The following is a 1,664-nucleotide window of genomic DNA, read 5'->3' as shown; positions in this document are numbered from 1 at the left end:
CGCGGATAGCGCTAAAAAAGTGAGTTTTAATGGGAGCATCCCAAATGTGCAAAAATAAATCAAGAAATATTATTCGCGAGAATTCATCGCGAATAAAAACATTGTGAGAGTTTGTGGGATTGATTTGAACTTTTAGAAAGTGGGTGCTAGTTTTCCATTTAAGTAAGCACAACGTAAAGACAGCATATTGGGTATATTTTCGTATTTCCACTGCGCTCCCACTATTTGCGATCGCTTATCGATCTGTTTGACTGCTGACTCCACTGCTCCAGAACCAATCGAGCTTAATTGTTCTGCCTGAAAGTACATATAATTTACTAACTGACTTCGGTGTTTACGTAGGTAGTTGATAAACTGGGTTGCTCCCACATATTTACTGTTGTTGAGTTTGGTAATTGCTGGTTCTACTTGTCCATGCCAAATTTCAGCTTCAATGTCCACCAGAAATTTTTTGGTAGCTTGTACTTTATACAAATTTTCTTTCAAATGATACCAGTCTAAAATTTCTTGCCGAATATTGGAGTCTGCTATTTCTGCAAATAGATTCCAAATCCCATCATGGTAATCGACCAAGCAATAAAGAGTTTTGGCGATGTTTTGGCTGTTTACCCAATTAGTGAGGGAAAGATTATCTTGAAAGAATGCTCCGTAATAAATTCCCTGCAATCTTCCCGTTTTATACTCTTTCCAATAAATTGATGATAGATGGAAAGCGATCCGTTTTTTCAAAGCCCAGATGCTATGGAGCGATCGCAGAAATGTTTAACCCACAAGAGATATATCTATATCTTATTTACAGCAATTTTCAGGTAATTGAACCACAAAAAACGGTAAGCTAAACAGATAGTGATTGTCAAATTCAATGCCAGTATTTTACTCCAAAGATTTGCGTGGTCGTGTGATTGCCGCTTGGTTAGAGAAGGAAGGTTCGCAACGCCAACTGGCTCAAAGGTTTAAGGTCAGCTTGTCATTTGTACGCAACGTGGTACGTCATTATCGTGAAAGTGGACAAATTGAAGCAAAACAACGTGGAGGATACCAAAAGCCGATAATTCAGGATGAACATCTCAGCATGATCAAGTCTTTGGTGGAAGGTAAGAATGGGGTAAAGACAAGATACGCGCAAAATTTATCACTATGTAAAGTTGTGTAAAGTAGCCATGTATTGATGTCTTGAAAACATTCAAACATTGCCTAGTTTGGCTTATTTTAGGCAATGTTCTGAGCGCAACTGAGCGGAAGAATAAGGTTTGAGCCTTCCTTGACACGACCCTTCAGCTTCTGTTTTCGGCAATATTTTCTAAGTTGGGACAGATAAGCTCGAAGTGTTCACTAGGCTGAAAGCCAAACTAGGCAGACTTTTCTCTCATATAGACAAAGGCGATCGCGATAAATTTGTTACAAAAACTTTACATAGTGATAAATTTTGCGCGTATCTTGTCTTTACCCCAGAATGATTTGTTGCTAAGAGAATTGGGGTATGAGTAGCATTCGCGCAGAAAACCGGGTTAAGAGATATTACATGAGTAAGACAAACATTTTTAGAAGCTGAAACCCTTATTTTCTCGTTGAGTAGTGACTCGATAATAAGTTTAAGTCAATGACCTTAGTTATCGGAAAAATCCTTAGCGAATACGGCTTTTAAGCTTAACCCGGTTTTCTGT

At 38.4% G+C, this 1,664-nt stretch carries 1 protein-coding gene and 1 pseudogene; one reads left to right on the top strand and one right to left on the bottom strand.

What is annotated here, in order from left to right:
• Positions 1–132: 132 nt before the first annotated feature.
• Positions 133–693 (bottom strand): annotated as a pseudogene (locus tag VE944_RS28455) (ISKra4 family transposase); the annotation flags it as partial.
• Between the two features lie 169 nt (positions 694–862).
• Here VE944_RS28455 and VE944_RS28450 point away from each other — a divergent pair.
• Positions 863–1,153 carry a helix-turn-helix domain-containing protein gene (locus VE944_RS28450; RefSeq protein WP_324985322.1) on the top strand — a complete coding sequence of 97 codons (291 nt, stop codon included), beginning with the start codon at positions 863–865 and terminating at the stop codon, positions 1,151–1,153.
• Positions 1,154–1,664 lie beyond the last annotated feature (511 nt).

The sequence above is a fragment of the Nostoc sp. genome (assembly GCF_035638895.1).
Lineage (GTDB): Bacteria > Cyanobacteriota > Cyanobacteriia > Cyanobacteriales > Nostocaceae > Nostoc.
The sequence above is the reverse complement of the archived record's forward strand: the minus strand, read 5'-3'. Positions and strand labels throughout refer to the sequence as shown.